The organism is Vagococcus salmoninarum (genome assembly GCF_003987495.1).
GTDB classification, from domain to species: domain Bacteria; phylum Bacillota; class Bacilli; order Lactobacillales; family Vagococcaceae; genus Vagococcus_D; species Vagococcus_D salmoninarum.
Map to the genome: position 1 here is coordinate 24,576 of NZ_NGJU01000029.1, position 6,966 is coordinate 31,541.

Annotated in this window: 4 protein-coding genes; all 4 read left to right on the forward strand. The window is 38.4% G+C overall.

Annotated features, from left to right (window positions below; all coding sequences use genetic code 11):
- Window positions 1–52 precede the first annotated feature (52 nt).
- On the forward strand, window positions 53–2,182 hold the full coding sequence (gene ftsH, locus CBF35_RS13975) for an ATP-dependent zinc metalloprotease FtsH (protein WP_126782309.1): 2,130 nt from the start codon (window positions 53–55) through the stop codon (window positions 2,180–2,182).
- Window positions 2,183–2,622: 440 nt separating this feature from the next.
- Window positions 2,623–3,504: an Hsp33 family molecular chaperone HslO gene (gene hslO, locus CBF35_RS13980; RefSeq protein ID WP_126782311.1), complete on the forward strand. Its 882-nt coding sequence runs from the start codon at window positions 2,623–2,625 to the stop codon at window positions 3,502–3,504.
- 19 nt (window positions 3,505–3,523) lie between these two features.
- Complete coding sequence (gene dusB, locus CBF35_RS13985; protein WP_126782313.1) at window positions 3,524–4,513, forward strand: tRNA dihydrouridine synthase DusB; 990 nt, start codon at window positions 3,524–3,526, stop codon at window positions 4,511–4,513.
- Window positions 4,514–4,650: 137 nt separating this feature from the next.
- Entirely contained in the window at window positions 4,651–6,120 is a 1,470-nt protein-coding gene (gene lysS, locus CBF35_RS13990) for a lysine--tRNA ligase (RefSeq protein WP_407290312.1), read from the forward strand.
- Window positions 6,121–6,966 lie beyond the last annotated feature (846 nt).

Consider the following 6,966-nt stretch of genomic DNA (forward strand, 5'->3'; position numbering starts at 1 on the left):
ACTATGTTAAAATTAAAGAGAAAAGATTGTTTATCCAAGAGGGAGGCCCTATATGAATAAAAAGAAAAACGGGGGAATGAAAAATACGCTCTATTACGTCCTGCTAGTTTTAGCAATGGCGATGTTAGTATTTTTTGTTTTTGGCGACAAGAATGGCCCCGGTTCAGATGTAACTTATTCACAGTTCTCTGAGCAACTAAAAGACGGTAAAGTCAAAGAAATGGACATTCAACCGACGAATGGTGCCTATAAGATCACAGGTACTTATTACGAAAAACAAAAAGTTGATAACAAAGGATTATCGGTTTTTGGTTCGACGAATACACCCAATGATAACTTTACAACAACTGTATTACCCAATGATGCCACTTTAGCGGAAATCACTAAAAATGCATCAAGTTCTAAAACAAAGGTTCACATTAAAGAGCAATCAAGTAACGGTATGTGGGTATCAGTCTTATTCTCATTCCTACCATTAGTCTTAATGGTCTTCTTGTTCTATATGATGATGGGTCAAGGGCAACAAGGTGGCGGTGGCGGCCGTGTCATGAACTTTGGTAAATCAAAAGCTAAAGAAGCAGACAAAAAAGCTAACAAAGTTCGTTTCTCAGATGTTGCAGGAGCGGAAGAAGAAAAACAAGAATTAGTCGAAGTTGTTGAGTTCTTAAAAGATCCCCGACGCTTTGTTGAGTTAGGTGCTAGAATTCCAGCAGGTGTCTTATTAGAAGGACCTCCGGGAACTGGTAAAACATTATTAGCGAAAGCTGTTGCTGGTGAAGCTGGCGTACCGTTCTATTCAATTTCAGGTTCTGATTTTGTGGAAATGTTCGTTGGTGTCGGAGCTAGCCGTGTTCGTGATTTATTTGAAAATGCAAAAAAAACTGCCCCAGCAATTATCTTTATTGATGAGATTGATGCTGTTGGTCGTCAACGTGGTGCAGGTATGGGTGGCGGACACGATGAACGTGAACAAACACTTAACCAGTTACTAGTTGAAATGGATGGCTTTAGTGGTAACGAAGGCGTAATCGTCATTGCTGCCACAAACCGTTCAGATGTTTTAGATCCGGCTTTATTACGTCCAGGCCGTTTTGACCGTCAAATTTTAGTCGGTCGTCCTGATGTTAAAGGCCGTGAAGCGATTCTGAAAGTTCATGCTAAAAACAAACCATTAGCAACCGACGTTGATTTAAAAGTTGTTGCCCAACAAACACCAGGCTTTGCCGGTGCGGATTTGGAAAACGTCTTAAACGAATCAGCTTTAGTCGCAGCTCGTCGTAATAAAAAGAAAATAGATGCCTCGGATATTGATGAAGCTCAAGACCGTGTGATTGCTGGTCCAGCTAAGAAAGACCGTGTCATTAGTAAAAAACAACGTGAATTAGTTGCTTATCACGAAGCAGGACACACTATTTGTGGACTTGTTTTAGATGATGCTAATACAGTTCACAAGGTAACGATTGTCCCTCGTGGTAAAGCTGGTGGATACATGATCTCATTACCAAAAGAAGATCGTTTCTTAATTACTAAAAAAGAAATGTTTGAACAAATCGTTGGTCTACTTGGTGGTCGAACTGCTGAAGAAATCGTCTTCGGCGTTAAATCAACAGGAGCAAGCAATGACTTTGAACAAGCCACAGGTTTAGCTCGTAGTATGGTAACAGAATATGGGATGAGTGATAAACTTGGACCAGTTCAATACGAAGGTAACCACCAAGTCTTTGTTGGCCGTGATTATGGTCAAACGAAAGCTTATTCTGAGCAAGTTGCTTACGAAATCGATGAAGAAGTGCGCAGTATTTTAAATGAAGCACATGCGAAAGCCCGTGAAATCATTGAAGAACACTTAGCACAACATAAATTAATTGCGGAGTCATTGTTACAATATGAAACATTAGACGCTCGTGCAATTAAATCATTGTTTGAAACAGGAGAAATGCCTGCTGATTTTGTAGCTGAAGAATTTCCAAGTGAAAAAGCTGGAACCTTTGAAGAAGCGAAAAAAGCCTTAGAAGAAAAAGAAGCGAAAAAAATGGAAGAACAAGCAGTTGAAATATCAGAAGCAGTCCCTGATAAACCTTCTACCGAAGAAAAAACTAACGCAGAACCCGAAACAGAAACTTCAGACGAGGAAACTAAATCCGAGTACGAAGAAAAAAACTTCGAAGACCGTTATAAATAAACTATAGAAGTGGGATGCTAACGCATCCCACTTTTACTTTGAAACACGACGACTGGAAGCGAAGCTAACAGAGTCGATGTTGAAAAGAGCCTTAACTCTAGCATTTACAATGCGTAGAAGTTTAGGACACTCCACTTCGTTTCGTTCGCATCAACTTCTAAGTGCTAAAGCACTAAGAGTTGAAGGACGTAGTACAAGAGATTTTTCGCAAAGCGTAAAATGCGTTGTCTCCTTAGCGCGCTAGCGAAACAGGTTGACTGGAAGGGAAGCTAACAGAGTCGATAAATCAAAGAAGTCTAACATTTCAGCTAACAACAGAAAATCAAACGTTTAAAAATTAAAATGCACTTACAAAAAGTACCTAATAATTGTCTTAATGCTAAAATAAGTATAATATAAGACCAATTAGTCAAAAAATAAAAGAACAAGGTGAGTTAATTATGGAAGATTATTTATTAAAAGCGTTATGTTTCGATGGTCAAATTCGGGCCTTTGCAGTCAATGCAACGAAGACCGTCAGTGAAGCCCAAGTGAGACATGACAGTTGGAATACCTCCTCAGCAGCATTAGGACGTACGATGGTTGGTGGTTTAATGTTAGGGGCCTTGAATAAAGGGGAAGACAAAATCACAGTCAAAGTCCAAGGCGATGGTCCTGGTGGTTCGATCGTTGTAGGTAGTAATGGTCATGGTGACGTTAAAGGCTACATTCAAAACCCCCATGTGAGTATTCCTTTAAATGAAAAGGGCAAGATTGACGTCCGTGGAGCTGTGGGAACCAAAGGAACCCTTTCGGTGATTAAAGATTTAGGTTTGAAAGAACCCTTTTCTGGGCAAGTGCCATTAGTCTCAGGTGAACTAGGTGAAGATTTCACTTATTATTTAGCCAATTCAGAACAAGTTCCGTCAGCTGTTGGCTTAAGTGTGTTAGTAGATAAAGATGATTCAATTAAAGCAGCAGGTGGTTTTATGATTCAAGTAATGCCTAATGCGACTGATGAAACAATTACGGAAATTGAAAAGCGCATTGCAGAAATTCCCTTTGTTTCACGTTTGATTGAACAAGGAGAAACACCAGAACAAATTCTTTTCCGTTTATTAGGAGAAGAAAATGTTAAAATCTTAGATAAAATGCCTGTGCAATTTAAATGTGATTGTTCAAAAGAAAAATTCTCTTCGGCGATTATTTCTTTAGGTGTCTCAGAAATCAGACAAATGATTACGGAAGATCAGGGAGCAGAAGCTGTCTGTCATTTCTGTAATGAAAAATATCATTATGACGAAGCTGAATTAGAAAGCTTAATCGTTGAAATTGGTCAATAGTTAGAGGGGGAAACCACGAATGTGGAAAATAGGAGAGATTGATATTCCTAATAGAGTAGTTGTTGCGCCAATGGCCGGTATCAGTAACTCAGCTTTTCGGGTAACCGTAAAAGAATTTGGAGCTGGTTTAGTCGTTTGCGAAATGATTAGTGATAAAGGGATTCAAACCCGTAACAAAAAAACCTTAGAAATGCTCCATATCGAAGATAATGAGTACCCTTTAAGTGTTCAAATTATGGGTGGTGGTAAAGATACTTTAGTTGAGGCTGCCAAGTTTGTTGAAGCAAACACGGAAGCAGCGATTATTGATATAAATATGGGCTGTCCAGTTAATAAAGTCATCAAAGCTGAAGCTGGGGCGAAATGGTTATTAGACCCGAATAAAGTTTATGAAATGGTTGAAGCTGTTTCGTCAGCTGTCAAAGTACCAGTTACCGTTAAAATGCGAATTGGTTGGGACGATGAGCACGTTTTTGCTGTGGAAAATGCTTTAGCAGCTGAAAAAGCTGGGGCTGCCGCAGTGGCGATGCATGGTCGAACGCGAATGCAAATGTATGAAGGCAAAGCTAATTGGGAAGTGCTAGCTGATGTGAAGAAACATTTAACAATTCCATTTATTGGTAATGGGGATGTCCGAACAGCGGAAGACGCTAAAGCCATGTTAGAGCAAGTCGGCTGTGATGGCGTGATGATTGGGCGAGCAGCTTTAGGTAATCCTTGGATGATCTATCAGACAACCCACTACTTGGAAACAGGTGAGTTATTACCTGAGCCAGCCCCAAGAGTGAAAATTGCGACAGCGAAACTGCATTTAAGACGTCTAGTTGCCTTAAAAGGTGAAATGATTGCTACGAGAGAATTTAGACAACACGCTGCCTATTATTTAAAAGGTGTCCCTCGAGCAGCCAAGACTAAAATTGCAATTAACAGTTGTACAACGGAAGTCGGGATGATTGAAATTTTAGATGATTTTGTTGATATGATCGAAGCAAAAGGCATAACTCGTTAAAAATAGTCGTTAAAAAGGCAAAAGGGAAGATTTCCCTTGCCTTTTTTGTTTTTAGTGTGGCATTATAGATAAGAGAATGTAGGATAAGAAAGGATGGATGAAGTAGATTGACTGAAGAACATAACAACCAACAAGAAATGAATGACCAATTATTAGTTCGTCGTGAAAAAATGGCAACTATGCAAGCGGCAGGAATGGATCCATTTGGTAGCCGTTTTGAACGTACTCATAATTCTAAAGAATTAAATGATGCTTATGGGGAATTAACAAAAGAGGAATTAAGCGAAAAGGCTTTAACAGCGACAGTAGCTGGTCGAATTATGACAAAACGTGGTAAAGGAAAAGTTGGTTTTGCTCATTTACAAGACAGAGAAGGCCAAATTCAAGTATACGTCCGTAAAGATGCCATTGGTGAAGAAGCCTATGAGTTATTCAAACAAGCCGATTTAGGTGATTTTATTGGTGTAACTGGTGATATTATGAAAACAGACATGGGTGAATTAACGATTAAACCAAGCTCGTTGACTTTCTTGACGAAAGCTCTCCGTCCATTACCTGATAAATATCATGGCTTAACAAATATTGAACAACGTTACCGTCAACGTTACTTAGATTTGATTAGTAACCGTGACAGTTTTGATACATTTGTTAAGAGAAGTCAAATTATCAAAGAAATTCGTAATTATTTAAACGAGGCAGATTATTTAGAAGTTGAAACTCCGACCTTACATAATATGGCGGGTGGTGCTGCAGCACGTCCCTTTATTACTCACCATAACGCTTTAGACATTGAGTTATACTTACGGATTGCTTTAGAGTTACACTTAAAACGTTTAATCGTTGGTGGTATGGAAAAAGTTTACGAAATCGGTCGTGTCTTCCGAAATGAAGGGATTGATACAACCCATAACCCTGAATTTACGATGCTTGAAGTCTATACCGCTTATGCGGACTATCGTGACATCATGGACTTGACAGAGGGGATTATCCAACACGTTGCTCAAAAAGTTAATAATAGCTTACAAGTAACTTACGGTGAAACTGAAATTGATTTAAGTGGCAAATGGGCCCGAGTTCATATGGTTGATGCGATTAAAGCACAAACTGGCGTTGATTTCTGGCAAGAGATGACTGACGAAGAAGCTCGTGAGATTGCTAAAAAGCACAACGTGCACGTTGAAGGGCATATGGACTTTGGTCACGTTGTTAATGAATTCTTTGAAGAGTTTGTTGAAGATACCTTGATTCAACCGACCTTTATCTACGGACATCCAACATCAGTCTCGCCATTATCTAAGAAAAATCCAGAAGACGGCCGTTTCACCGACCGTTTTGAAGTCTTTATCGTTGGTAATGAGTATGGTAATGCCTTTACTGAGTTAAATGACCCGATTGATCAAAGAGAACGGTTTGAAGCACAAGATAAAGAACGTGATTTAGGTAATGATGAAGCCCATGGGATTGATGAAGACTTTATCGAAGCCCTAGAGTACGGTATGCCGCCAACTGGTGGTTTAGGAATAGGGATTGACCGTTTAGTAATGTTACTAACGAACTCTCAATCAATTAGAGATGTCTTACTATTCCCAACAATGAAATCTGTCTAGTAAAAAATGACAAAAAGAGTTCCTGCTCTCAAGTAGGGGCTCTTTTTTGCTATTACTGTATATTTTAAAAAGACTGTTATCTACTATTAAAGTTTTAAATAATAAATTACAAGTGAGGAATCCCTTTATTTAGGAAAGTGGAAAAAGGCGAGTTGAAAATAAAGCGAATGATTTCTTGAGTATCAATGGTTTAAGAGGCGAAAAAACGAATGATATTTAAGGTTCTCAGGAATATCGTAAAGTTAAAATAAAAATATTCAGAAAGTGATTATTTTAGTTGCAATTTGCTGTCAGACTTGGTATATTATTACATGTCGCTAAGACATCTGTAATACTTATGACTTAGGGACGCAAAACATCTTCTAAAAAGATGTTGACAAGTAGAATAGCGTTATGTTATTCTAATAAAGTTGTCGCTTCAGACAAATAACAACTTTCGAAACTTTAATTTTAACTAAAAAAAATGTTGACAATGTCAACTAAGGATGTTATTCTAATAAAGTTGTCAGAGAGAAGTAATGCTTTGAAGAAACGCAAAAATAAAATAAAATTAATTGTTGACAAACTCAACAGTTAAGGTTATGATATAAAAGTTGCTAAGACAACATTTCAAGTTGGCGAACAGCCAATATGTAGACCTTTGAAAACTGAACAAAGTAAGACGAACCAAATGTGTAATAGTTCTTCTTTAGTAGAAGAACACACAAAAGATTTTACAATTTTTTATGAAAAATTGATATAGTGAAGTAATTCGCTAGCAAACAAAATGAGCGAGACCTTCGGGTCTTATCAAAACTTTTATTGAGAGTTTGATCCTGGCTCAGGACGAACGCTGGCGGCGTGCCT